This is a genomic window from Corynebacterium sp. A21, from assembly GCF_052266655.1.
In the GTDB taxonomy this organism is placed as follows: Bacteria; Actinomycetota; Actinomycetes; order Mycobacteriales; family Mycobacteriaceae; genus Corynebacterium.
The window spans coordinates 17823-42559 of the sequence record NZ_JBQPQY010000006.1; the positions used below are offsets into that span (position 1 = coordinate 17823).

Genomic DNA, 24737 nt, shown 5'->3' on the forward strand with positions numbered 1-24737 from the left:
CGCGCCCCTCCGGCTAGAACAGAGACACGCCACACCCCCGCCGACCACCGCACCCCCTCCCCCCCCCACCCCCCCCCCCCCCCCCCCACGGCCACTGCTTCTCCTGGGGAGAAACTTCTGAGAGGGACTTATCCGAAACGACCGGAGATGTAGTCCTCGGTCTCCTTCTTGTCCGGGTTCTCAAAGATCTTCTTGGTCGAACCGAACTCGACGAGGTGTCCCGGCATACCGGTGGCCTCCAAGGAGTAGAAGGCGGTCTGCTCAGAGACGCGGGCTGCCTGCTGCATATTGTGAGTCACGATCACGATGGTGAAATCTTCCTTGAGCTCGTGGATCAGATCCTCCACGGCCAGGGTGGAGATCGGGTCCAGAGCGGAGCAGGGCTCATCCATGAGCAGGACCTCCGGCTCGACCGCGATAGCGCGGGCGATGCACAGGCGCTGCTGCTGGCCGCCGGAGAGGCCGCCGCCCGGCTTGTCCAGGCGATCCTTGACTTCTTCCCAGAGGTTGGCGCCGCGCAGGGAGCGCTCGGCTACTTCCTTGAGCTTCTTCTTGTTCTTCTCACCGGACAGCTTCAGACCGGCGACGACGTTGTCCTCGATGGACATGGTCGGGAAGGGGTTGGCCTTCTGGAAGACCATGCCGATGGTGTTGCGCACGGAGACCGGGTCGACGTTACGGTCGTAGATGTCTTCGCCGTCGAGCAGGATCTCTCCCTTGACGTAGGCACCGGGGATGACCTCGTGCATGCGGTTGAGGGTACGGAGCACGGTGGACTTGCCGCAGCCGGAGGGGCCGATGAAGGCGGTGACGGACTGTGCGGGGATCTGCAGGTTGACGTTCTTCACGGCGTGGAAATCGCCGTAGAAGATATCAACGTCATTGAGTTCGAGCTTGGACATCAGGTTCACTCCTGGTGGATCTAATAAGTTCTGGTTGACCGAGGGGCTGAGCGGCAGGCTACTGCTTGACCGAGAATTTCGCCGAGATGATTCGCGCGCCGATGTTGAGGAGCGCGATGATGAGCACCAGGGTGAGAGCAGCGCCCCACAGCTTGTCGAGGACGGCATCAGAGGTGCCGGCCTTGTACATGTCGAGCATCATCAGCGGCAGCGAAGACTGCGGGCCGGTGATCACATTCCAGTTCAGTGCCTGGGTGGAGCCCACCAGCAGCAGAACCGGGGCGGACTCGCCCATGACTCGGGCGATGGCGAGCATGACGCCGGTGACGATGCCGGAGAGCGCAGTCGGGAGGACGATCTTGTAGATGGTCTTCCACTTCGGGACTCCCAGCGCGTAGGAGGCCTCACGAAGGTCCGCCGGGACCACACGAAGCATTTCCTCGGTGTTCTTGATGATCACCGGGACCATCAGGATGATCAGTGAGAAGGACACCGCCAGACCGGAACGGTCAAAGCCGAACATGGTGATCCACAGTGCGTAGACGAACAGCGCCGCAACAATGGAGGGAACACCGGAAAGAATATCCACCATGAAAGTGGTGATGCGGCCCAGACGGTTACCGTTGGAGTATTCCACCAGGTAGATCGCGGTGAAGATACCGAGCGGGATGGAGACGATCGAGGTGATCAGAGTCTGCATGACGGTACCAATGATGGCGTGGTAAGCGCCACCACCTGTCATGTGGTAGAGCACACCTCGCTGCGAAGTGGTCCACCATTCAAGGGAGAGAATCGGTGAGATACCGCGGATGAAGACCTCTGCCAGAACCCAGATCAACGGGACCATGGCGACAGCCATGGCCAGGTAGACCAGGACGGTTGCAAAGGTGTTGGTGGACTTACGGCGGCTCGAGATGTGGGAGAAAGCTGATTCTTTACCCAGGGCTCTGGAGTCCGGGGCGACGGTGTTGATGTTGTTACTCATAATTTGATGTCCGCCTTCTAGCTGTTCTTGGCCACGATCGCGCGGGCAGCACCGTTAACCAGGAAGGTCAGCAGGAACAGCACCAGACCGGCGGCAATGTAGGCGCCAGCGCGAAGGTTGTCGTTGAATTCAGGAGCGGCATTCGCGATGGCCGTTGCGAAGGTGGTACCACCATCGAAGAGGGAGGCACGGAAGGCCGAGCTGGGAGAGATCACCATGTAGAGGGCCATCGTCTCGCCGAGCGCGCGGCCGAGGCCGAGCATGGAGCCGGAGATATAACCAGATAGTCCGAAGGGCAGCACGGTCATCCGCACAACTTCCCAGCGGGTGGCACCCAGTGCCAACGCAGCCTCAACCTGGCCGCGCGGGGTCTGGACGAATACCTCTCGGGCAGTGGCGGCGATGACAGGAAGGATCATCACGGCAAGCACCACGCCACCGGTGAAGACGTTACGGCCGGTGTCGAAGGAGGGCGAGTTGCTGTAGGTGGCGAAGAGGAAGAAGCCGCCGGCCCAGCCGTTAAGCCAGTTGTAGAGCCCGGAGAGCGCGGGGCCGAGGACCTGCCAGCCCCAGAGACCGTAAACGATCGACGGCACTGCAGCGAGCATATCCACCAGGTAGCCAAGAGGCTTGACGGCCTTCGCCGGGGCGTAGTTCGAGAGGAAGACCGCGATCCCCAGGGCGATAGGCATCGCGATGATGAGGGCGAACACCGAGATCAGGACGGTGACGCCGAAGAAGTTCGGGATACCGAAAGACATCGCCGAGGTGTCGGCGGTGTCCCAGGCACCGGTGTAGGTAAAGAACCCCCATAGACCACCAGTGTTATTCATCAGTGCGGGAACCGCACGGATGATCAAGAACAGACCGATGGCCGCAATGAAGACCGTGATCAGGGTTGCGGCGGCAGTGGACAGGAACTCGAAAACTCGGTCGCCGGGGCGCCGAACTCCACCCGTGGACTTCACGACGGCGGCCTGTTTGGGTCGCGGAGTCGCAGTTGCCACTGGGTGGGCTTCAACCTTGGAGGCGTCGAGTTCTTCACGCCCATCCGTAGTCGGTTTGTTGGTAGCCATGAGGCAGATTCCTTAACGCATATATGAAGATGACGTTTGTCGGGCCCGAGCTTATCGCACGGGCAAGCCCCCGAAAGCGTAGAGCGAACGGGGGCTAGGCTCTAAACCTCGGTTTCCCGAGGTCAGTGCCTGACTTCTAGCAACAGGATGTTACTGGATAGCCTCAACAGCAGCGACCAGACGCTCGTGGTGAGCACCGGTGACCGGGATGTAGCCGAGGCCAGCCAGGTCATCATCCTGAGACTCCAGGGCGACGGTCAGGAAGTCCTTGACCATTGCGGAGGTCTCAGCATCGTAGCCTGCGGAGCAGACGATCTCATAGGTGGTCAGAACCAGCGGGTAAGCGCCGGCAGCGTCGATGGCGTACATGGCATCAGAGTCGACGACCATGTTGTGGCCCTCACCCAGGAACTCCAGGTTGTCCAGTGCAACGCCGACGGACTCCGGGTTCAGCTCAACCGGGCCATTACCGAAGTCGATGTTGGCGACGCCCAGGCCGGACTGGTCAGCGAAACCAGCCTCAACGTAGGTGATGGCACCGGCAACGTTGGAGGTTTCGGTGGCGACACCGTTGGAGCCGTTAGCGCCGGCGCCGACAGCAGACGGGAACTGCTGGCCATCGGTGGTCCAAGCCTCAGAGTTGGCGCCCAGGAACTTCTGGAAGTTATCGGAGGTACCGGACTCATCAGAACGGTAGATGACGGAGATATCCTGGTCCGGGAGCTCGACGCCCTCGTTCTCAGCGGCGATTGCCTCATCGTTCCAGTTGGTGATCTCACCCAGGAAGATCTGGGCGATCGTCTCGGTGGAGAGGTTCAGGGTATCTACACCCTCAAGGTTGTAGGCGACGGCCACCGGGCCGATAACCAGCGGCAGGTGCCATGCTTCGTTGCCCTCGCAACGCTCAGCGGCCGGCTCGACCTGATCGTCAGACAGCGGGGAGTCGGAACCTGCGAAGGCGACCTGGCCGGCGACAAAGTTGGTGCGGCCGGAGCCGGAGCCGGAGGCGTTGTAGGCCAAGGATGCGCCGGAGACGGCTTCCTGGTACTTGATGTTGAAGTAGTCCATGGCGTTCTGCTGGGAAGAAGCACCTTCAGAGACCAGCTGGCCGGTAGTGCCGGACAGGCCCTCGATGGCAGCTGCGTCGGTGCCCTCGGAGCCGGTCTCGCTCTCAGAGCAAGCGACAAGTGCGAGAGAACCAGCTGCGACGACACCGAGGAGAGAAGCGGTGCGCTTAAAGTTACGGATCACGGGGAACCTTTCCGGTAAGGATTTTCAGGGAAGCCCGAGCAACTACACAACCCGGTGGGGCCGAGAATCACGCCACCGGGAAGCTCTATCAAAGCTCTCCGATGCATCGTGACCGTTGCTCACATCAATCCAAGTTAAAGGTCTCACGTGAACGCTCATCACCCCTTAAGGTGAACAGAAAGTTAATATCACTGAACTATTTATGAAACTTGCGGCCTGACCGCGCTTTTTCCGAGACACTAGTCACTTCGGGGAGTAAACGCTGTGCCGTTCAACAATGTCGAAACCTGAGTTTTGGTACACCTTGACCGCAGCGTGATTATCGGCCTCGACATAGAGAATCACCCGACCGGCCCCTCTGCGGCGCAGATGTGCCAGTCCAAGACTCAGGATCGTGCCTCCCAGCCCTCTGCCTCGGTAGTTCTTCGCCAGACCGACCACATAGACCTCACCAAAGGCCGGATCGACCTCGGTGTGCCACTTGGTCCAGTGGAACCCCGCCAACATCGGTTCATCTCCCTGCTCATCCCACAGGAAGAGCACATCAGTCTCACGGAACCAGTCAACTTCCTGAGCACGTGCCAATCGCTCCAGATCCCAACCACCCTGCTCGGGATGCCAGGAAAAGGCATCGTTATTGGCATCGAGCCAGCTTCGATCAACCACATCCGTTCCGAGACGCACCCGGGACTGCGCCAGATCCGCCACCGAAAAGCCCTCCGGTGTCATGTATTCTGCAGCCGCAGTCAGTTCGGGCTCCCCGATCCCCATCACCAACAATTCCCGGATCACAGCCAGCTCGGCCTTGACTGCCAGTGCTTGAGCCCCCGGGAGGTCTCCATGCGCCCAGACCTGGACCCCGGGCACCTGTCGCTGCAGCTCGTTGTAGAGTTTGGAGCCGATTCCCTGACGCCGATGCTCCGGCGAAACCACCAGTTCGGCAACAGCCCCGTCGAGGCCCGCCAACCCGACCACCTGGTCGTCGATAAGCGCGAGCAGGTGGCGATGCCCGAGCCGGGGATCCGCTAGTCCGAGGAGGAACTGTTCGGAGAGTGGCGCCACGCCATCCACCCGGGCTGCGGCCTCGGCGACTGCTTTCAGCTGCTCCGCCAGTGCGGGATTCTCAGCCAGTTCACGCATCTCAATGTTCATGCCCCCGAGGTTAGTCGGTGCGTGGATTCCATGAGGTTGATCGCCATCCGGTAGATATAGAGGGGTGCGTGTTCCCCGGAAAGTAGCTGTCCCCGTCGCCGTCCTCGTCATTTTGGCAGGCCTGCTCTGGCTGGCGGACAGTTTGATCGCTGCCCGAGTAGAGCACCGGATCTCAGAGCGGGTGGCGGAACATGCCAACCTTGAGACCAATCCAGGCATTTTCATCGGCGGCGTTCCCTACCTACAGGCCCTGATCACCGGTGATCTACCGCTGATTTCAGCAGATGCCCTGGACGTCGATGTCCCCGGGCTCGGCATGGTCAACGCCCGCTCCGAGGCAACCGATCTACAGATCACCCCGGAGCAGGTCTTCAGCGGCGATGTCGTCGGCGCTCCCGCCGAGATGATCACCCGGACCGTCAGCCTCGACGGGGTCGCGCTGGGGCACCTGCTCGGTATGACCGACCTTGATATCGCCAACCCCTATGACATCTCCCCCAGCGGTGGCCGCCGTTCCGAGGCCCAGTTGACCGGCACCCCAGCAGGCTTCGATGAGGCGGTGAGTGTGCTGGTCTCCCTCCGTTTGGACGGTCAGATGTTCCACATGAGTCCCCGGCAGCTCATCGATGTCCCAGCGGGCAGGGAGGAAGACGCCCAGGCAGCGTTCAGCTGGGATCTGGACACCCATCAACTCCCGTTGGCGGATCAGGCCCAGGCCGTCTACGTCCAGGGTGGCTCCATCTACTTCCGGGCACAGAAGCAAAATGTCCCACTGGAACTCAAGGACCTCTCCCCCATCGAGAGTTCCCCCTCCGAACCTGAATCCGGTCTCGGGACACTCTAGATCGCGGCCATAGTTCCAGTACCACCCTTGCTCTAGTACGGCTGTACTAGATAATTAGCGGAACCGAACCAGCTCCCAGAATGCCTTCGCCGGAGAATTGTGCACCGGAGTACTGAGCTCCATCGGAGCGAAGACCTCGATGGCTTCGTCCACCGAGGCCAGGTGCACCGAACTGAACTCGCCCTCAAATTCGCCATCGGACTGGAAACGCTGCGGCTCGTGGCAGATCAGGTCCACCTCCACCGCATCATCAAATTTGACGGTTCGCTCTTTGATCCAAGACTTGAACCAGCGGTTGTGGCCGACACCGATGAGGTGCGCCATGCTGGCCACGCCCTTGATGCCGCTGAGGTCGGTGAGTCCGAAAAGCCCCAGCCCCTGATCAAAGGAGTTACGCGGGTTTGTCACCACCGGCAGCGGCCCCAGGAAGGTCCAGGGGTTGGTGTTGGAGGCCAACATCATCGGCACATTCTTCAGCTCCAGACGCTGGCCATCAGAATCAATAGCTGCCACGTCGATCCGCGGCGGGGTGCGCTGAGCTTTGGCCCAGGCGGTGGCCGCCACCCGGAGGTAACGCAGCGGACTGGCGGCAAAGCCTTTCTTACGGGCGCGGTCAACCTTGGCGATGACCTCGGCATCGATGCCGAAACCTGCGTTGACCGCGAACCAGCGGGTACCCCAGGTACCGAGGCAGATTGGGCGTCGATAATCTCCCCGGATGAGATCGGTCAGCAGCGCGGTGGCTTCCACCGGATCTGCCGGGAATCCCAACGCCCGGGCGAAGACATTCGCGGAACCGGTGGGGATCACCGCTACCGCGGGGATAGTCGTGGGGTCCGGATAGTCACCGTCTACGGGACCCAACAGACCATTGATCACCTCATTGACGGTGCCATCACCACCAACCGCCAGCACCACATCAAAGTCACGGCGGCGCAAGCCAGCGCACATTTCCTCAGCATGGCCTGCGTAGTGGGTGTACTTGCTGTGCAAGCTCAGGTCTGGGACCTCCCGCAGCAGGGGCACCAACTGCCGGAAGAGTTCATCATTCTGGCTGGTGGAATTTGGGTTTGAGATCATCAACACCTTCACAACTTCCGAGGATAGTCTGCATTTGAGCCCGGTACCCAGCTGTACCCGGGGAGGCCCCCGGCGCTAGGCTGGACCGCATGAGCGAAGAGAACACGACGGCCTCCGATGACAACCCCGTGGACACCCCCGGTGACGCTGCCGCAGCCGGCCAGCCGAACGCGGCAGGTGCTGCCCCGATCAACGGCAATGATGCTGTGAACCGGGCTGCGGAGCAGTCTAAAAACACCGCCCACCGCAATATCCCGCTGAGCGAAGAACTACCCATCCCCGATGACACCGCCAACTTACGCCACGGCCCCAATCTGCACGACGGCCTACTGGCACTACTGCCCCTGGTGGGCGTGTGGCGTGGCGAAGGCCAGGCGGATACCGCGGTCGATGGCCAGTACACCTTCGGCCAGCAGATCATCTTCGCCCATGACGGCGAGAACTACCTCTCCTTCGAGTCTCGTATCTGGAAGCTCGATGATGAGGGGCAGCCGATCGGCCCGGATCAGCGTGAGTCCGGCTTCTGGCGGATCAATCTCAAGGATGATATCGAGTTCATCAGCACCCACTCCACCGGCGTGGTCGAGATTTACTACGGTCAGCCGGTCAATGAGCGAGCCTGGGAGTTGGAGGCAGCTTCCACCATGGTCACTGCCACCGGACCCGCAGCACTGGGCCCGGGCAAGCGTCTCTTCGGCCTGCTGCCGAGCAACGATCTCGGTTGGGTGGATGAGCGCCTGGTCGATGGTGAGCTCCGTCCGAGGATGTCCGCCCAGCTCAAGCGCATCGCTGGCTGATCAGGTCCACTAACCACCGCATATCAAAGCCCCATTGAAAGGGCGCGGGCCGTAGCCGGGGTTTCCCTCACTACGGCCCGCGCCCTTTCGCTCTCTTGATAACTGGCCCAACCTTTAGGCCGCCAACGCCCGGGTGATCAACTCCCTCACCTCGGCTTCATTATCCGGGGCCGGTAATTTCACGCCATCGATCCGGGTGACCCGGGCAGCGACCCGCACGGAGCTGACCAACCACACGGATTCGGCGCTGAAGAGATCATCGACCCAGAGGTCCTTCTCTTTGCACTTCCAACCGTGATTTTCCGCGTATTCGAAGAGCGCCGCCTGGGTGGTTCCCGGCAGAATATCGCCGCCGGGCACTGGGGTGCGCAGCCGATGCCCCCGCTTCACAATCACCACGGTCGAGGTTGCACCTTCCAGCACCCGATCATCATCGACGTAAATCACATCATCAAAATCATGCGCCCGGGCATATCGCAGGGCAGCCATATTGGCGGCGTAGTTGAGGGTCTTGGCTCCGACGGTGAGCCAGGGTGCGGGATCCTTCAGTTTCTTTTCGGCCGGCTCCGCACTGGTCACCGCCGAGACTCCTGGCAGGTCTTCATTGATGGAGTAGCCACGGGCTGCGGTCATCACCGAGACCCCCTTGCTACGCTGCCGCAACTGGGACTGCCCGACCTCACGCACTGTGATCCAGGCGGAGGGAATTCCGGTGCTCTCCCGGCCGCGAGTCAGCGTCCACACGCATTTAGCGTCACTTTCATTCTTCTCGTACCAGGCCTCGACCGCCTCGGCGGTGGCGCGGCGCCAGTGGTCGACATCGGGTTCCGGCAGCCCCATCAACTTCGCTGAGGCCCGGAACCGCCGCAGGTGCCGGTCCAGGTTCGCCGCCCGGTTATCGCGCAATAGCAGGGATTCAAACACCCCATCGCCCCGGGTAACGGCCGCATCGTCCCAGTACACCAGGGGTAGCGAAGGGTTATGGCGGCGCGTGGAACCACCAAAAGGTTCCACGACCAGAATGATGGGCGTAGTGGGAGAAAGAGGCATGACATGGATTATCCCCTAAAACTCGCGCTACCATTGGGTTGTGGCTACTGATACACCTACGCAGTCCGAAGCAACACCAACTGTGGGGTCATCCCTTAATGAATACACCTCTCCGCTCTTGTCCCGGCCGGGAGCTGCTCCCGGCCAAGAACCTGCGGTCGATGCCGAAGGGGTTCCCTGGCACTACGGAGCTCCGCTGAAGGAGCAATTGGAGCTGAGTCGGAGCACCGGCATCGTGGACCGCTCCCACCGCCGAATCATCGAGGTCACGGGCCCGGACGCCCCAACTTTCCTCAACAATCTACTCAGCCAGAAACTTGATGACGCCCCCGAGGGCTTCAGCGCCTCGGCGCTCGACCTGGACATCCAGGGTCGCATCCTCCATCAGATGGATATCACTCTTTCGCAGGGAAAATTCTTCCTCGATCTGCCCGCCGCCCAGGCGGCAACGCTGGTCGATTTCCTGCGGAAGATGATCTTCTGGTCCGAGGTCGAGGTCAATGAACCGGAGCTCGCTCTGCTCACGCTGCTCGGTGGGGACCTGCCGGTTCCGGAGTCCCTGAATCCGGTCTTCCAGCGCGAGGTGGACTGGCGGGGAATCCGACGCATCGATCTCGCGGTCCCGCGGGCAGAGCTTGACGCGGCCGTCGATAAGCTCCTTGCCGAGGGCGCCAAGCTGGCCGGGCTGATGGCCTTCACCGCGGAGCGGGTGCGCGCCGGGGAGCCGGAACTTGCGGTGGACCTGGATGACAAGTCCATCCCCCATGAGGTGCCGAATTGGATCGGCCGACAGGACCACGCCGGTGCGGTGCACCTGGAGAAGGGCTGCTACCGCGGCCAAGAGACGATTGCCCGGGTGGAGAATCTCGGTCGCTCACCCCGGCTGCTGGTAATGCTGCAGCTCGATGGCTCCGTGCCCGTGGACCCCACCCCGGGTGAGTCCATTGAGTTCGAGGGGCGGAAGGTCGGCCGGCTGGGAACCGTGGTCCATGACTGCGATTACGGCCCCATTGCCTTGGCGCTGATCAAGCGCAGCGCCCTGGATGCGGGCACCCTGAACATTGGAGCCGTGGCGGCTTCGGTGGATCCGGACTCGCTGCCGACCGAAGAAGGGGAGAAAGCCGGTCGCGCGGCGATCAACAAGCTCCGCGGACGCTAACCCTTAGTCTCCCCTACCCTCACCCCTAAGATGGGGTGAGGGTAGGGATCGACCTTCCGTTCTGCCTGATTTTTGCTTAACCCCACCATGAGCTGTGTAAACCTATCGCCCGAACGCTGAATGGCCCCTCATCCTATTGGTTGCTCAGCACTCAAAAGCTCTAAAAACCCCGAGGTCAGAAGCACGGTGCGGACATTTGCACCTATTACGGCTATCCTGTTTACAGGAATACATAAACATGAAAAGCCGATGGGGCATCCGAATTCCCTGGATAGCTCCGTTTACTCCAAGGGGGTCAGGCCATGGGTCGAGGTCGTTCGAAGGCAAAACAGACCAAGGTTGCTCGTCAGTTGAAGTACAGCACTCACGAGATGGATCTAGACTCGCTTCAGCGCGAGCTGGCCAAACAAACTCCTCAACGTTCCTATGTGGAGGTCCCCGCAGATGATTTTGAAGATGAGTACGACGACTACGCCGATCGGTACGCGGATTACGCGGATCAAGAGGATGAAGACGACGTAAACGACGCTCCTTCGGGAAGTCGCTGATTCTCTTCTCGGTTACCCGGGTTGCATTATGACGAACGCCCGCTGATTCACTCACTACGGTGAGAGATCGGCGGGCGTTCGTCATTCCAGGAATAGGGGCTTCCCTGCCTCGGGGAGCCCCATCCCGCAAACTACCACTGGTGGGTGAGGTGAGGGCGTGGTCGCCGCCACCTCACACCTTCATTTAGTAGTCGCGGTGGCTGCCGTCGAGGATGACCCTTGAGGTCTCGCCCTCCTGGGCGTTCCGGACGGTGCCCAGCTCCCAGCAGTCGATGTGGCGGGCGGTCAGCATAGCCAAGGCACGGTCACGATCCTGTGCCGAAACCACGGCAACCATACCGACACCCATGTTGAAGGTCTTCTCCATCTCTTCCTGGGCGACCTTGCCCAGGGACTGGATGGTGCGGAAGATCTGCGGCGGGGTCCAGGTGCTGCGAGACATCTCAGCCACGAGGCCCTCCGGAATTACCCGTTCCATGTTGCCTGCCAGGCCACCACCGGTGACATGGCAGAAGGTGTGGACCTCGCACTCGGCGGCCAGTGCCAGGCAGTCCTTCGCATAGATACGGGTCGGCTCAAGCATCTCTTCCCCGAGGGTGCGGCCAAGCTCTTCCATGTAGCCGTCGAGCGGCAGGCGGGCCTTCTCCAGGAGGACGTGGCGGGCCAGGGAGTAACCGTTGGAGTGCAGACCGGAGGACGCCATCGCGATGACCACGTCACCGGAGCGGACACGGTCCGGGCCGAGCAGCTCATCGGCCTCGACGACACCAATTGCGGTGGCGGAGACATCATAGTCACCGGGGGCCATCACTCCGGGGTGCTCGGCGGTCTCGCCACCGAGCAGGGCGGCACCGGCCTGGATGCAGCCCTCAGCGATGCCGGCAACGATCTGGGCGACATGCTCCGGAACAACCTTGCCCACAGCGATGTAGTCCTGGAGGAAGAGCGGCTCCGCGCCGCAGACCACCAGGTCATCCACGCACATGGCGACCAGATCAATACCGATGGTGTCGTGCTTGTTCATCTGCTGGGCAATGACCAGCTTGGTGCCCACGCCATCGGAACCGGCTGCCAGCAGCGGCTCCTTGTACTTCCCCAGGGCAAACAGGCCGGCGAAACCGCCGAGGCCGCCGCGAACCTCCGGGCGGGTGGCCTTCTTGGCGAGCGGGGCAAACAGCTCGATGGCGCGGTCACCAGCCTCGATATCGACGCCAGCGGCTGCGTAAGAGGCAGATTCTTCGTGCTCGCTCATGTGGTGTGTTCTCCTGCTCGTCTAGTTATTCTCGGGGGCGGTTGCCGCGGCCTGGATCTTGGCGACCAGTTCCGCATTAGGGTTGCCCGTGGGCAGACCCAGCGGGTAGTGGCCGTCGAAGCAGGCGGAGCACAGCTCTTCCGGTGCCTGCTCGGTGGCGTCGATCATTTCCTCGATCGAGACGAATCCCAGGCTGTCTGCACCGATGGCGCTGCAGACCGAGTTCACTATCGCTTCTTCGTCCTGGGTATCGCCGGAGTTGGCGATCAGCTCACCCGGGCTGGCGAAGTCGATGCCGTAGAAACACGGCCACTTCACCGGCGGGGAGGCGATCCGAACATGGACCTCCGCGGCACCAGCTTCCCGCAGCATGCGCACCAGGGCGCGCTGGGTGTTGCCACGGACGATGGAATCATCAACCACGATCAGGCGCTTGCCGGCGATGACCTCGCGCAGCGGGTTGAGCTTGAGCCGGATACCCAACTGGCGCAGAGTCTGCGAAGGCTGGATGAAGGTACGTCCGACGTAGCCGTTCTTGACCAAGCCCTGGGCAAAGGGAATGCCGGACTCCTGGGCATAGCCGACAGCTGCGGGGTTGCCGGATTCCGGCACCGGGATGACCAGATCACCATCGGCCGGGAACTCCCGGGCCAGGCGACGGCCGATCTCCAGCCGGGTGGCGTTGACATTGCGGCCCCGGATATTGGAGTCCGGTCGAGCAAGGTAGACGTACTCGAAGACACAGCCCTTGTGATTGGTCTGTGCGAAACGCTCGCTGTGGACACCGGTCTCGTCGATGGCGACGAGCTCCCCAGGTTCGATTTCCCGAACGAAGGAGGCACCGACGATATCGAGCGCACAGGTCTCCGAGGCGACCACCCAGCCCCGGTCCAGCCGACCCAGTGCCAGCGGGCGGACGCCCTCCGGATCACGGGCGGCGTAGAGGGTGTGACCATCAGTGAAGGTCAGGCAAAAAGCGCCCTTAATCTTGGGCAGCAGCGCCCGAGCGGAATCCAGCACACTTGTGCCCTCACCGATTCCATCAGCCAGTAGCGAGGTCATCACTGCAGTGTCTGAAACTTGTTCTAGGTCATTGATCAGTTTTTTCTCCACAGCCAGATCCAGCAGTTCCTGGTAATTCACCAGGTTGCCATTATGACCGAGGGCGACATCGGTGCCGTCCTTGGCGGAGCGAAACATTGGCTGGACGTTTTCCCAGTGGGTTCCGCCAGCGGTGGAATAACGCGTATGCCCGATAGCCACATCGCCTTGCAGGGCTGCGAGTGTGGATTCGTCAAAGATCTGGGCGACAAGTCCCATGTCCTTGAACACGACGGTACTGTCTCCGTCTCCCACTGCGATGCCTGCGGCTTCTTGGCCGCGGTGTTGCAGCGCGAAAAGTCCGAAATAGGTGAGCTTGGATACTTCCTCACCGGGCGCCCAAACTCCGAATACACCGCATTCCTCACGGGGAGCGGTTTCACCGTGATCATCCAGATCAACGGTATGATTCAGTTGTGCGGCCTGGATTTGGTCAATTGATACCACGCTTGCCGATCTTAGTCGCTAGGAACGCGGCAAACTAATGAGCGGCAACCACTGCCCCACTTCCCGCGCCCGAGTGCCGGAAGATTCCACTCCCTCGGCTTCCGCCAGAAGCTCAATTCCGACCACCAGTCGCAGCCAGGTCAGCGGGTCGGTCTCCACCACATTAGGTGGCGTGCCACGCGTATGACGGGGGCCTTCAATGCACTGCACCGCCACAAACGGGGGTACTCGGACCTCCACGGCATGCCCCGGCGCCAGATCCTCGAGGGTACGGGCGCTGAGCCTCACCGCCGCGGCAAGTTCCGTCCGCCCCGGCTTCTCGTGGTTGCCAGGGTCGATGATCCACTCCCGGACAGCCAGCACCGCAGCGCGTGCCTGCGCGGGATCTACCTTCTTTCTCATGTCCTCCACTGTAGGCAACTATCGCTGGCTCACCTTCCCACCCGCGCTAAGGTGATGGACAAAACCATCACCCAGACACCTCACCAAGAAAGTCCCCTCCTCAATGCCGAATATGACGAAATCGCCGAGCATCACCCTCCGTTTCATGGCCGCCCCCACCGATGTCCTCATGACCGGAAACCACGGCATCAGCGGCGGGCGCGTCCTGGAATGGATCGATAAGGCCGCCTACGCCTGCGCCACCCAGTGGTCTGCTACTTATTGCGTCACGGCTTATGTCGGTCATATCCATTTCACTCGTCCGATTCCCTCGGGCCACATGGTGGAGGTCCGCTCACGGATCGTGATGACGGGGCGCTCCTCGATGCACATCGTCAATGAAGTGTTCTCCGCTGACCCGCGTGAGGGTGTGTTCACCCGTGCCTGCGACTGCCTGGTCATTTTCGTGGCCAAGGACACGGCCACCGGCAAGGCCCAGGCGGTGCCACCCTTCATCCCCGAGACCGCGGAACACGTCCGTGTGGAAGAGGCTGCCAAGAGCCGCATCGATCTGCGCAAGGCCATCGAGGCGGAGATGGAGAAGCAGACCTATGCGGGGCCCTCCGATGCGCCCCGCTTGGTCACCCGATTCCTGGCGAAGCCCACCGACGTCAACTGGGGCGGCAAGGTTCATGGTGGCACCGCCATGGAGTGGATTGACGAGGCCGGTACCGCCTGCACCATGGAATGGTCCGGCGAGCACACCGTGGCGGTCTACGCCGGCGGCATCCGCTTCTACCGCCCCATCGCCATCGGTGATCTCATCGAGGTGGACGCCCGCATGATGCGTACTGATTCCCGCTCCATGCAGATGTCCGTCCATGTCCGTTCCGGCGCTCCGCGCGGTGGCCGCGAGCATCTGCAGACCGCGATCCACGCCACCGTCTCCTATATCGGAATCGACATCGACGGTAACTCCCTGCCGGCCCGTCAATTCGTCCCGCATACCGATGAGGATCTGCAGCTTGCCGAGCACGCCACCCTGCTCCGCGAACTGCGGGCCGAGTACACTCCGCGCCCGCTGATCTCCCCGGCTGCGCCGGGTCACGTGGATTAGGACGACCCGCACCCAACACAACGCCCGCTTATCGACGCCCCGAGCAATCTCGGGAGTGCGATGAGCGGGCGTTGTCGTGTGTGGTCTGAGGGACTGTCAGGCTCAGACTATTCCGGCGGCCTGGTTCACGACCATCCACACCGCCACCATGTGCACCACGGCGGCGATGATCGTCGCCAGATGGAAAATCTCGTGATAGCCCATCCACCGGGCATGCCGTCCCGGCCAGCGGAAGGCATAGACCAACGCGCCGAGGCTGTAGACGATGCCGCCAGCCAGCAACAGCCACAACACCGCTGCCCCGGCGTTATCCCACAGCTGTGGCACCAGCGGAACGATCAACCAGCCGATGACCAGGTACACCAGGGTTCCCAACCAGCGGGGGTGTTCGATCCACACCAGATTCAAGATCACACTGCCCAGTGCCCCCGCCCACGCCATGGCCAGCATCCAGGCAGCGGTCTGGGGTTTCAGCGCGATCAGGCAAAAGGGGGTATAGGTGGCCGCAATGAAGACCGCGATGGTGGCATGGTCTGCCCGGCGCCACCAGGCCACCGTGTTCCGTCGACGCCAGGGGCCGAGGTGATAGGCCGCGGACACCCCGAAGAGCACCACCACGCCCACGGCGTAGAGGGTGACGCCCAAGGCCTGCCACCAGACGATGCTCATCCACGCATAGGTGGCCAGCACAGAGCCGGCGATCACTCCGAGAATCGCCGCGAAGAAGTGGAACCAGCCACGGGTGGAGGGCCGCTGTCCGCGGTCATAGACCCAGTGGGTCAGCTCCACCAGAGGCTCAGCCACGCCCGCTTCAGAACCCCGGTTCTCGAATTCCGGCCTCCCGCCTTGGGCGGATGTTCGCTTGGATTCCATTTCCTGATTTCTGCCTTCGGAAGAATTACTGATTACCCGGTAAATTCTACTCCCCCTCGACATCTCGCCCTGGGAATGTGCGCAGCACAAAACCCGTGTCTGCAGTTGATGTTAGCGTGAGAGCCACTATCTCACCGTCTGAGGAGCACCATGATTCTAGCCGAGGTACCGCCGCCGGAGACCGGAACCAACATTCTGATTCCCGCTGCCGCTGACATCGTCTTGATCCTGATCCTGCTCATCCCGCTCAGCCAGCTGATTCTGGCTTTCATTGTGCTGATCCTGGAGAAAAAGCGCCGCCGGAGATGGCCACCTGCTTTGGCCTGGTCCCTGGTGGTGCTCGCGATGCCCGTCCTCGGTCTGATCGTCTGGCTCTTCTCCCTCACCGGGACGGAGAAGGAGCTCAGTGCTCCACACTGGGGGTCGGAAACACCGACCCCGGCGGGGCTGGACCAGCTGCGGCGTCGATAAGCGTCCTTTTACTACGACAAGGGAGCCGGTGGATAATTCCACCGGCTCCCTTGTCGTTATGACTGTGTCGCTTACTCCACGACGGAGTTCGCGCCCACGGCATGACCGAAGAGCTCGGGCAGGGTGTTCTGCCATGCCTCGCGCAGCTCGGCGAGCGGAATGCTCACCTCGCCGAACTTCAGGTCGGTGTTCTCGGTGGTGACACCGACCTCCGCGGCCGGGATACCCAGCTCAGCGGCCCGGGCCAGCACAGCCTCGACCTTGTCTGCGGTGGTAGCCACCAGCACGCGGGAGGCGGACTCGGCGAACAGGGCCACGAACTGGTCCTCGTTCACCTGCGGGAGATCCAGTTCCACACCACGATCGGCGCGGATGGCCATCTCGACGACAGCCTGTGCCAGGCCGCCCTCGGAGAGATCGTGGGCGGCGGTCAGGTCGGTGTTGGCGATGAAGAATTCAGCCAGCTTCATCTCATCGGCCAGGTCGATCTGCGGCGGCAGGCCCTGCAGACCGCCACCGGAGATCTGCTGCCAGATGGAGCCACCGAACTCATCGCGGGTGGTACCCAGCAGGATCAGCTTCTCAGCCTCATCGACGCTGCCCAGATCGTGACCGATGGCCTGGTTGACATCCTCGATGACGCCGAGGACGCCGACGACCGGGGTCGGCAGGATCGGCTCATCGCCGGTCTGGTTGTAGAAGGAGACGTTGCCGCCGGAAACGGGGATCCCCATCTCCTTGGCACCGTCGGCCAGACCGTGCACGGCCTCACGGAACTGCCACATGACATCGGTGTTCTCCGGGGAGCCGAAGTTGAGGCAGTTGGTCACGGCGACCGGGCGGGCGCCGGTGACGGCGACGTTGCGGTAGGCCTCGGCCAGGGCCAGGCGGACACCGGTGTGCGGGTCCAGCTTGGTGTAACGGCCGGAGGCGTCCGCGGAGATGGCGACACCGCGGTTGGTGTCCTCGTTGATGCGCAGGACACCGGCGTCGGAGTACTTCGCCTTGACGGTGTTGCCGCGGACGTAGCGGTCGAACTGCTCGGTGATGAAGTCACGGGAGCACAGCGCCGGGGAAGAGACCATGTCCAGCAGCGCCTGCTTGAGAGCGGCCGGCTCGGTGGGCTTGGCCACCTCGGCCGGTGCCTGCAGGGCGTCCTGCCACTCCGGACGGGCGAAGGGGCGCTCGTAGACGGGCCCCTCATCGATGGTGGAGGCCGGGGCGTCGATCACCAGTTCCCCGTTGTGGTAGACGAGGTAGCTGTCCTTCTGGTCGGTGACCTCACCAATCTCGGCGACGGTCACCTCCCACTTGGCGCAGATCTCCTGGAACTTCCCGACGTTCTCCGGGGTCACCACAGCGCACATGCGCTCCTGGGACTCGGAGGCCAGGATCTCAGCGGCGGTCATGTTCTCCGCCCGCAGCGGAACGTTGTCCAGGTTGACGCGCATGCCACCGTCACCGGCGGCGGCGAGCTCGGAGGTGGCACAGGCCAGGCCACCGCCACCGAGGTCCTGGATGCCGACGACCACGCCGGCCTGGTAGAGCTCGAGGCAGCACTCGATGAGCACCTTCTCGGCGAAGGGGTCGCCGACCTGGACGGCCGGGAGCTTGCGCTCCTCGCCCTCCTCGAAGGAGGCGGAACCGAGAACGGAGACACCGCCGATGCCGTCGAGGCCGGTGCGGGAACCGAAGAGCATCACCTTGTTGCCCGTGCCGGAGGCGAAGGCCAGCTTCAGGTCCTCCACCTTCAAGGTACCCACGCACAGGGCGTTGACCAGGGGGTTACCGGCGTAGGACTCGTCAAAGACGGTCTCGCCACCGATGTTGGGCAGGCCGAGGGAGTTGCCGTAGCCGCCGATGCCGTGAACGATGCCCGGCAGGACCCGGCTGGTGTCCGGGGCGTCGGCCGGGCCGAAGCGCAGCTGGTCCATCACGGCGATCGGGCGGGCGCCCATGGCCATGATGTCGCGGACGATGCCGCCGATGCCGGTGGCCGCACCCTGGTAGGGCTCGACAAAGGAGGGGTGATTGTGGGACTCCACCCGGAAGGTGACGGCGTCGCCGTCTCCGATGTCGACCACGCCGGCGTTCTCGCCGATGCCGGCCAGGATCTTCTCCGCCATCTCGGGGGTGGTGGTCTCCCCGAAGTAGCGCAGGTGCACCTTGGAGGACTTGTAGGAGCAGTGCTCCGACCACATCACGGAGTAGACGGTCAGCTCCGCATCGGTGGGGCGACGGCCCAGAATCTCCTTGATACGTGCGTACTCTTCGTCCTTCAGCCCGAGTTCAACATAGGGCTGGGCCTGCTCCGGCGCTGCTTGTGCTGCGGCGACGGTGTCATTATGAACGGTCATTTCTCCCCTTCTTAAACGTTCGCGGAGGCGCCGATGGCACCGATCGCGGACAGGAACATCTGCAGGCCGTCAGTGGACGGGCCGGTCAGGGTCTCCACGGCGTGCTCCGGGTGCGGCATCAGGCCCACGACCCGGCCGTTTGCGGAGGTGATGCCGGCGATCGAGTTGAGGGAACCGTTGTAGTTATCGGTGTAGCGGAAGACCACGCGGCCCTCGCCCTCAAGCTCGTCGATGGTCTCCTGGGAGGCCTGGAAACGGCCTTCACCGTGCTTGGCCGGGACCAGGATCTTCTGGCCTTCTTCATACCCGGTGGTCCACACGGTGGAGTTGTTCGTCACCTCGAGGTAGGTATCGGTGCAGTGGAAGTGCAGACCCTGGTTGCGGGTCAGCGCACCAGGCAGCAGCCCTGCCTCGGTGAGGATCTGGAAACCATTGCAGATGCCCAGCACGGGCATGCCCTTCTTGGCTTCCTCGACCACGGACTGCATGACCGGGGCGATCGCGGAGATCGCACCGGAGCGCAGGTAGTCGCCGTAGGAGAAACCGCCGGGGACCACAACAGCGTCAACGCCCTTGAGGTCCGCGTCGGCGTGCCAGAGATTCACAAGCTCAGCGCCGGCGAGTCGCACCGCGCGGGCGGCGTCGACATCGTCAAGCGTTCCCGGGAAGGTGATGACTCCGATCTTTGCGCTCACTGGACGACCTCGACCCCGACGACCTCAAAGTCCTCGATCACGGTGTTAGCCAGCAGAGTTTCGGCGACCTTGCTCAGGTCGGCCTCGCTCACGGAATCATCGACCTCAAGCTCGAAGCGCTTGCCCTGACGGACATCACTCACTCCGCTGACCCCGATACGTCCCAGGGCGCGGACAACCGCCTGCCCCTGAGGATCGAGGATCTCTGCCTTCGGCATGACATTGACAACTACACGGGCCACGATGTGCTCCCTTAAATCTCGCCGGAATATGCCTCCGTCAGTCTAACCTGCACTGCGGATTTGACCTATCTTCGCAGCCCTTCCCCCCGCCAAAGTATTGATGACACCTTTTAGGGGGTAGCCGAAGGGCACTCCCGCCACCACAAGTTAATTCGCAGACCCACAGTCGTGGCCCGCACATGAAGTGGTATTACCAACGGGTGAACTCTCAGACAACCAGACACAAAGCCGCAGGAAGCAACATAATCTCACCCTGCACAACCGGTAAATACCTACTAAATATTTCATGAGGCCCGATTTACTCAATTGGTTTCACCTTAAGCCCTATTCACCTAGGGCGGCTTCATCTCAAGGTTGACTACTCACATTGATCGCAGCGCCATCTCCGTCCCTCTTGCCATTCCACTGACATCTGAAGAGAGCATCATGCAGCAGAGATTTACCAGGGCCCGTGCCCTGGCCATCGCCATCGCTGGCGCCACCGCAGCCAGCCTGGTCGTCGCCCCCACCGCAGGGGCAGCAGTCGACGGAACCAAGGTCGTCATCAGCGAGGTCTACGGCGGCGGCGGCAACTCCGGTTCTGTGGTGTCCAACGACTTCGTCGAGCTTTATAACCCGCACTCCACCGCCATCTCTATTGATGGCTGGACTCTGGTGCGCTACTCCGGCTCCGGCAACCCACAGGGCGACACGGTCACCCTGTCCGGGACGATCGAGCCTGGCCAGCACTTCCTGATCCAGGCGGCTAAGGGAAGCTCCGATACCGGCGCTCTGCCCACCCCTGATCTCGACGGTGGGAACAAACCTGCCTTCAGCGGCACCGGTGCAGCTGCCGAGATCCTTGATGCCGGGGGCAACCGAGTGGATCTTATCGGTTGGGGCGGCAATGCAGTCTTCGAGGGCGCTGCTGCCGGCAGCACCAGCAATTCCACCTCTATTCAGCGCACTGACCCCACAGTAGACACCGACAACAACGCTGCTGACTTCACTGTCGGCACCCCCACTCCCACCAACTCCCTGGGTGAGACTGCCGGCGCCGGCGACGGTGGCGAAAACGAGGTCCCCGGCGAACACGGTGCAGCCATCACCATCGCCGAGATCCAGGGCACCGCAGCAGCCTCCCCCATGGCTAATCAGACCGTCACCACCGAGGGTGTGGTCACTGCGGCTTATCCCGAGGGCGGCAAGAACGGTTTCTACCTGCAGACCGCCGGTACCGGCACTGAACCCAAAGCTCCCGGCGCGGCCTCCGATGGCATCTTCGTCTACCTGGGTACCAACCCCGCCGCCGCTGATTTCCCGGAGATCGGTGATTCGCTGACCGTCACCGGCACCGCCAATGAGTACTACGAGGCCACCCAGATCACTGCTTCCCTGGTGACTGAGGTCGCTGAATCGCTGGGCACGGTCACCGCACTCGAGATCGAGACCCTGCCTGCTGGAGCCGCGGCCCGCGAGGTCTACGAAGGCATGCTGATACAGCCCACCGGCGAGCACACAGTCACCAACAACTACGCCCTCAACACCCACGGCACCATCGATCTAGCACCCGGCACCGAAGCGTTCATGCAGGCCACGGACGTCCACACCCCCAGTACTGATCCAAGCTCCCCGGTGCAGCAGCTCATGGCGGAGCAGGCCGCGGCGTCCATCACCCTGGATGATGGCCGCACCCGCAATTACATGAACTCCGATAAGCAGACTCCACTGCCGTGGATCGCCCAGGATAATGCGGCGACCATCAAGTCCCTGCGTACCGGCGATGGCGTGGACTTCCAGGGCCCGGTTGTCCTGGACTACAGCTTTGATGCCTGGACCTTCCAGCCCACCAGCCCGGTCACCGGCAACACCGCAGGCACGGCTCTCCCCATCACCTGGGAGGATTCCCGCCCGGCTGAGCTCGGCGCCATGGACACCGTTCAGGGTGGTCTCTCCATTGCGACCTTCAACGTGCTGAACTACTTCACCACTCTGGGCAAGGACGAAAGCTGCTCCTCATACAAGGACATGTACGGCGATCCTGTCGCCGTCAGCGGTGGCTGCGATGTCCGCGGCGCCTACTCTGAGCAGGCCTTCGAAAATCAGCAGACCAAGATCGTCAACGCGATCAATAAGCTCGATGCCTCGGTGGTCAGCCTCGAGGAGATCGAGAACACCGCATCGGTATCCGGCAACACCGCCGATCGTGACGAGTCGCTGTCCGCGCTTGTCGACGCCCTGAATGCCAAAGAGGGCACCGACAAGTGGGAGTTCGTCGAGTCTCCCTCGGTGCTCGGCCAGGACGAGGACGTTATCCGCGTCGCCTTCATCTACCAGCCCGCTGAGGTCACCCCGGTCGGCGAGTCCCGCATCTTCAATGACGCCGCCTTCACCGGCCTGGCCCGTCAGCCGCTGGCTCAGGAGTTCACCTCCGCCACTGACCCCGAAGCCGGGAGTTTCGTCGCTATCACCAACCACTTCAAGTCCAAGGGATCCGTCACCCGCGGCGACGCCGACATCGGCGATGGCCAGGCCAACAACCCGAATGTCCGCAACGATCAGTCCCAGGCGCTGCTGGATCATCTTGGCAACCAGGAAGACTGGACAGATAAGCCGGTCTTCGTCCTCGGAGACCTGAACGCCTATGCCAAGGAAACCGCTATCGCGACCCTGGAGGCCAACGGCTTCTCCAACATCGTCACCAAGTACGACGCCGGTGAAACCTACCAGTTCGACGGCCGTATCGGATCCCTGGATCATGCACTGGGCAACCAGGCAGCCATGGACACCATTGTCGACGCTGAAGTCTGGGACATCAACGGTGATGAGTCCATCGCTTTCGAGTACTCCCGCCGCCACTACAACACCGTGGACTTCCACGATGACAGCCCCTTCCGGTCCTCCGACCACGACCCGATCAAGGTCGGCTTCAACCTCGGCGAGGCACCGAACCCGGGTGAAAACCCCGACGAAGGCGAGAACGAGGGCAAGGTCGTCGCAGGCTTCGAGATCAATGACGCAGGCCACCTCATCGTGACCTACACCGATGAGACCACCAAGGATCTGGGCAAGGTCGTCGGAACTGACGGTGCTGCTGGCGAAGACGGCCAGGACGGCGCTGATGGTGCCAACGGTGAAGACGGCCAGGATGGCCGTGGCATCGCAACCATCTCGGTTAACGCCGAGGATGAGCTGATCGTGACCTACACCGATGGCACCTTCCAGAACCTGGGCAAGGTCAAGGGTGAGAACGGCACCAATGGCACCGATGGCACCGATGGAACTGACGGTGCTGACGGTGCTGATGGCACCGATGGCCGCGACGGCAAGGACGGCGGTTCCATCCTGGAGACTGTCTTCGGATTTGCTGCTGGCTTCACCGCCATGGGCGGTATCGTTGCCTGGTTGGTCAACACCTTCTTCCCGGAGATCCGTAACGGTGTGCTGAACCAGTTCAATTCGATGTTCCGTTAAACCCCCGGGGTTTTGATCACTCTGGTGATCTCCCACTGAACACACAGACTCATCCCGCCAGCAGCCACTTGGTTGCTGGCGGGATGAGTCTTTTGTGCACGAGGTTCTTTAGACTGGCAGGTTCGCTTCAATCTGCTCGCTGAGGTCGGCCGGGGTGGTCCTGGAGCGGTAGCGCCCCAGCACCTCACCCTTGGGGGAGATCAGGAACTTCTCGAAGTTCCACTGGATCTCACCGTCCTCGCCGGCACTGTCCGGCTGCTGCTTGAGTCTCTGGTACAGCGGGTGGGCGGCCTCCCCGTTGACCTCGGTCTTGCTCAACAGCGGGAAGTTCACGGCGAAGTTGGTGGCACAGAACTCCGCGATCTCGGAGTCGCTACCCGGTTCCTGGGTGCCGAACTGGTTGCAGGGCACCCCCAGGACCGTGAACCCGCGATCGGCGTAGGCCGCCTGCAGCCCCTGCAGCCCCTCATACTGGTGGGTGAAGCCGCACTTGGAGGCGGTGTTGACCACGAGGACAACCTTGCCCCGGTGATCTCCGAAGGTGCCGGTGCGTCCGTCGTTGTAGGTGATCTCGATGTCTTGAAGTTCGCTCATGCCTGCCAGGTTAGCCCCGGCGCGGAAGATCGGGGCGTCGATAAGCATGGTGGCCCCGGCACGGGGTCTAAAGGTAGCTGGAGTAGTCGGTAGGGTGGGCGCCCGCCTTGACTGCGGCATTGGCGGCCCGGAGGAAATCCTCGGCAACCTTCTCGTTGAGGAGGTTGCGCCCGGAGACGGACAGCCGGATGGAATTTCCGCGGGAGGCACCCCGCCCGGCGGCCCGGATGATATTGCGGCGCCACCACTTAGCCTGACCGAAACCCTCACCGACAGAGAGATTGCGGGCCTGGTGGAAATCGCCGCGCACCAGGTCATGCAGCCCCATGTTCGAAGCAGCCAGCTTGAAGCCGAAGTCGGGCAGCGCCTTGAGGGTGCCCTCCGAAAGTTGCCAACGCGGCGGGGCGAAGATCTCCGGTTCAAAACCGATCTTCGCCATCTGCCGGGTCGCGCCCTTGAGCCGGAGCCGGGCCTCGTGGCTGGATAGGCTGGCGAATTCGGCACGACGCCCCTGCACCGCCTGGTCGAAACCGTTGAGGAGGATCACCCGGCCGGACTGTTGTTCCCCGAGCAGCCACTCCAGGGTCCGGTGATCCTTGGCCAGGTGCCAGTTTCCGTCGATGTGCGGTGCGACCAGCAACGAGACGGGAATGTTCTGTCCGTCCAGGCTGGCGACCATATCGGCCACCGCCGACTGTGTCTGATCGAAAATACTTGAAATCGATACCAGGAGGTGGCCACGCATGCGGACGATTATCGCACGTACCGGCACTGCTGTCGCCCCGAGCTGGCAACTACGGGGCTACTTTCAGCGGCTGGCAGGGTCCGTGACGCTGGACCGCAACCCAGATCCCCACCCGGGCCCTCCTGCCGGGTTTTCCCGTCACGGCGGGAGAGCTGGGGGAACTCC

The 24737-nt window shown here is 62.3% G+C and carries 23 protein-coding genes; 7 read left to right on the forward strand and 16 right to left on the reverse strand.

Annotated features, from left to right (window positions below; translation table 11 throughout):
* Window positions 1-128: 128 nt before the first annotated feature.
* From pstB to mshD, 5 genes are all read right to left on the reverse strand, one after another.
* Window positions 129-902 (reverse strand): phosphate ABC transporter ATP-binding protein PstB, encoded by a 774-nt coding sequence (gene pstB / locus ACTU46_RS10305; protein WP_443381573.1) that lies wholly within the window; start codon window positions 900-902, stop codon window positions 129-131.
* A 58-nt stretch (window positions 903-960) separates the two neighbouring features.
* The gene (gene pstA, locus ACTU46_RS10310) at window positions 961-1887 is read right to left on the reverse strand and encodes a phosphate ABC transporter permease PstA (protein WP_443381575.1); all 927 of its coding nucleotides are present in this window, start codon (window positions 1885-1887) and stop codon (window positions 961-963) included.
* A 17-nt stretch (window positions 1888-1904) separates the two neighbouring features.
* The gene (pstC, locus tag ACTU46_RS10315; protein WP_443381577.1) at window positions 1905-2963 is read right to left on the reverse strand and encodes a phosphate ABC transporter permease subunit PstC; all 1059 of its coding nucleotides are present in this window, start codon (window positions 2961-2963) and stop codon (window positions 1905-1907) included.
* Window positions 2964-3113: 150 nt separating this feature from the next.
* On the reverse strand, window positions 3114-4214 hold the full coding sequence (pstS, locus tag ACTU46_RS10320; protein WP_443381579.1) for a phosphate ABC transporter substrate-binding protein PstS: 1101 nt from the start codon (window positions 4212-4214) through the stop codon (window positions 3114-3116).
* Window positions 4215-4457: 243 nt separating this feature from the next.
* Complete coding sequence (mshD, locus tag ACTU46_RS10325) at window positions 4458-5366, reverse strand: mycothiol synthase (RefSeq protein WP_443381581.1); 909 nt, start codon at window positions 5364-5366, stop codon at window positions 4458-4460.
* A 64-nt stretch (window positions 5367-5430) separates the two neighbouring features.
* On the opposite strand from mshD, the gene ACTU46_RS10330 reads away from it, so the two are divergent.
* Window positions 5431-6210, forward strand: a complete 780-nt coding sequence (locus ACTU46_RS10330) for an LmeA family phospholipid-binding protein (RefSeq protein WP_443381583.1) — start codon at window positions 5431-5433, stop codon at window positions 6208-6210.
* Window positions 6211-6264: 54 nt separating this feature from the next.
* Here ACTU46_RS10330 and ACTU46_RS10335 read toward each other — a convergent pair whose 3' ends face one another.
* Window positions 6265-7302, reverse strand: coding sequence for a diacylglycerol/lipid kinase family protein (locus ACTU46_RS10335; protein ID WP_443381585.1), 1038 nt, complete (start codon window positions 7300-7302; stop codon window positions 6265-6267).
* A gap of 77 nt (window positions 7303-7379) precedes the next feature.
* On the opposite strand from ACTU46_RS10335, the gene ACTU46_RS10340 reads away from it, so the two are divergent.
* Window positions 7380-8087, forward strand: a complete 708-nt coding sequence (locus tag ACTU46_RS10340) for an FABP family protein (RefSeq protein WP_443381587.1) — start codon at window positions 7380-7382, stop codon at window positions 8085-8087.
* Window positions 8088-8201: 114 nt separating this feature from the next.
* Here ACTU46_RS10340 and ACTU46_RS10345 read toward each other — a convergent pair whose 3' ends face one another.
* On the reverse strand, window positions 8202-9137 hold the full coding sequence (locus tag ACTU46_RS10345; RefSeq protein ID WP_443381589.1) for an aminodeoxychorismate lyase: 936 nt from the start codon (window positions 9135-9137) through the stop codon (window positions 8202-8204).
* Window positions 9138-9219: 82 nt separating this feature from the next.
* Between ACTU46_RS10345 and ygfZ the strand changes: the two genes are divergently transcribed.
* Together ygfZ and ACTU46_RS10355 are read left to right on the forward strand one after the other, a co-directional pair.
* Entirely contained in the window at window positions 9220-10296 is a 1077-nt protein-coding gene (gene ygfZ / locus ACTU46_RS10350) for a CAF17-like 4Fe-4S cluster assembly/insertion protein YgfZ (RefSeq protein WP_443381689.1), read from the forward strand.
* 302 nt (window positions 10297-10598) lie between these two features.
* Window positions 10599-10844, forward strand: a complete 246-nt coding sequence (locus ACTU46_RS10355; protein ID WP_443381591.1) for a DUF3073 domain-containing protein — start codon at window positions 10599-10601, stop codon at window positions 10842-10844.
* Between the two features lie 184 nt (window positions 10845-11028).
* Here the strand turns inward: ACTU46_RS10355 and purM are convergent, their stop codons facing one another.
* The 3 genes from purM to ACTU46_RS10370 are packed head-to-tail and all read right to left on the reverse strand — an operon-like array spanning window position 11029 to window position 14046.
* On the reverse strand, window positions 11029-12096 hold the full coding sequence (gene purM, locus ACTU46_RS10360; protein ID WP_443381592.1) for a phosphoribosylformylglycinamidine cyclo-ligase: 1068 nt from the start codon (window positions 12094-12096) through the stop codon (window positions 11029-11031).
* A 21-nt stretch (window positions 12097-12117) separates the two neighbouring features.
* Window positions 12118-13644: an amidophosphoribosyltransferase gene (gene purF, locus ACTU46_RS10365; RefSeq protein ID WP_443381593.1), complete on the reverse strand. Its 1527-nt coding sequence runs from the start codon at window positions 13642-13644 to the stop codon at window positions 12118-12120.
* A gap of 18 nt (window positions 13645-13662) precedes the next feature.
* Window positions 13663-14046 (reverse strand): sterol carrier family protein, encoded by a 384-nt coding sequence (locus tag ACTU46_RS10370; RefSeq protein WP_443381594.1) that lies wholly within the window; start codon window positions 14044-14046, stop codon window positions 13663-13665.
* 103 nt (window positions 14047-14149) lie between these two features.
* On the opposite strand from ACTU46_RS10370, the gene ACTU46_RS10375 reads away from it, so the two are divergent.
* On the forward strand, window positions 14150-15142 hold the full coding sequence (locus ACTU46_RS10375) for an acyl-CoA thioesterase (protein WP_443381595.1): 993 nt from the start codon (window positions 14150-14152) through the stop codon (window positions 15140-15142).
* A gap of 102 nt (window positions 15143-15244) precedes the next feature.
* On the opposite strand, the gene trhA is transcribed toward ACTU46_RS10375, so the two are convergent.
* Window positions 15245-15946, reverse strand: a complete 702-nt coding sequence (gene trhA / locus ACTU46_RS10380; protein ID WP_443381596.1) for a PAQR family membrane homeostasis protein TrhA — start codon at window positions 15944-15946, stop codon at window positions 15245-15247.
* Window positions 15947-16165: 219 nt separating this feature from the next.
* Here trhA and ACTU46_RS10385 point away from each other — a divergent pair, with 219 nt between their 5' ends.
* Entirely contained in the window at window positions 16166-16486 is a 321-nt protein-coding gene (locus tag ACTU46_RS10385; RefSeq protein WP_443381597.1) for a PLD nuclease N-terminal domain-containing protein, read from the forward strand.
* 71 nt (window positions 16487-16557) lie between these two features.
* On the opposite strand, the gene purL is transcribed toward ACTU46_RS10385, so the two are convergent.
* From purL to purS, 3 genes are read right to left on the reverse strand one after another with little or no spacing between them, the layout of a single operon-like run.
* Window positions 16558-18843, reverse strand: a complete 2286-nt coding sequence (gene purL / locus ACTU46_RS10390) for a phosphoribosylformylglycinamidine synthase subunit PurL (protein ID WP_443381598.1) — start codon at window positions 18841-18843, stop codon at window positions 16558-16560.
* Between the two features lie 11 nt (window positions 18844-18854).
* Window positions 18855-19538 (reverse strand): phosphoribosylformylglycinamidine synthase subunit PurQ, encoded by a 684-nt coding sequence (purQ, locus tag ACTU46_RS10395; protein ID WP_443381599.1) that lies wholly within the window; start codon window positions 19536-19538, stop codon window positions 18855-18857.
* Window positions 19535-19780 (reverse strand): phosphoribosylformylglycinamidine synthase subunit PurS, encoded by a 246-nt coding sequence (gene purS, locus ACTU46_RS10400; protein ID WP_443381600.1) that lies wholly within the window; start codon window positions 19778-19780, stop codon window positions 19535-19537. The genes purQ and purS overlap by 4 nt, the downstream gene beginning before the upstream one ends.
* A gap of 426 nt (window positions 19781-20206) precedes the next feature.
* Here purS and ACTU46_RS10405 point away from each other — a divergent pair, with 426 nt between their 5' ends.
* Window positions 20207-23233 carry an ExeM/NucH family extracellular endonuclease gene (locus ACTU46_RS10405; protein WP_443381601.1) on the forward strand — a complete coding sequence of 1009 codons (3027 nt, stop codon included), beginning with the start codon at window positions 20207-20209 and terminating at the stop codon, window positions 23231-23233.
* 108 nt (window positions 23234-23341) lie between these two features.
* On the opposite strand, the gene ACTU46_RS10410 is transcribed toward ACTU46_RS10405, so the two are convergent.
* Both ACTU46_RS10410 and ACTU46_RS10415 read right to left on the reverse strand, forming a co-directional pair.
* Window positions 23342-23827, reverse strand: coding sequence for a glutathione peroxidase (locus ACTU46_RS10410; RefSeq protein WP_443381602.1), 486 nt, complete (start codon window positions 23825-23827; stop codon window positions 23342-23344).
* 67 nt (window positions 23828-23894) lie between these two features.
* Entirely contained in the window at window positions 23895-24572 is a 678-nt protein-coding gene (locus ACTU46_RS10415; RefSeq protein WP_443381603.1) for a DUF2334 domain-containing protein, read from the reverse strand.
* Between the last annotated feature and the right edge of the window lie 165 nt (window positions 24573-24737).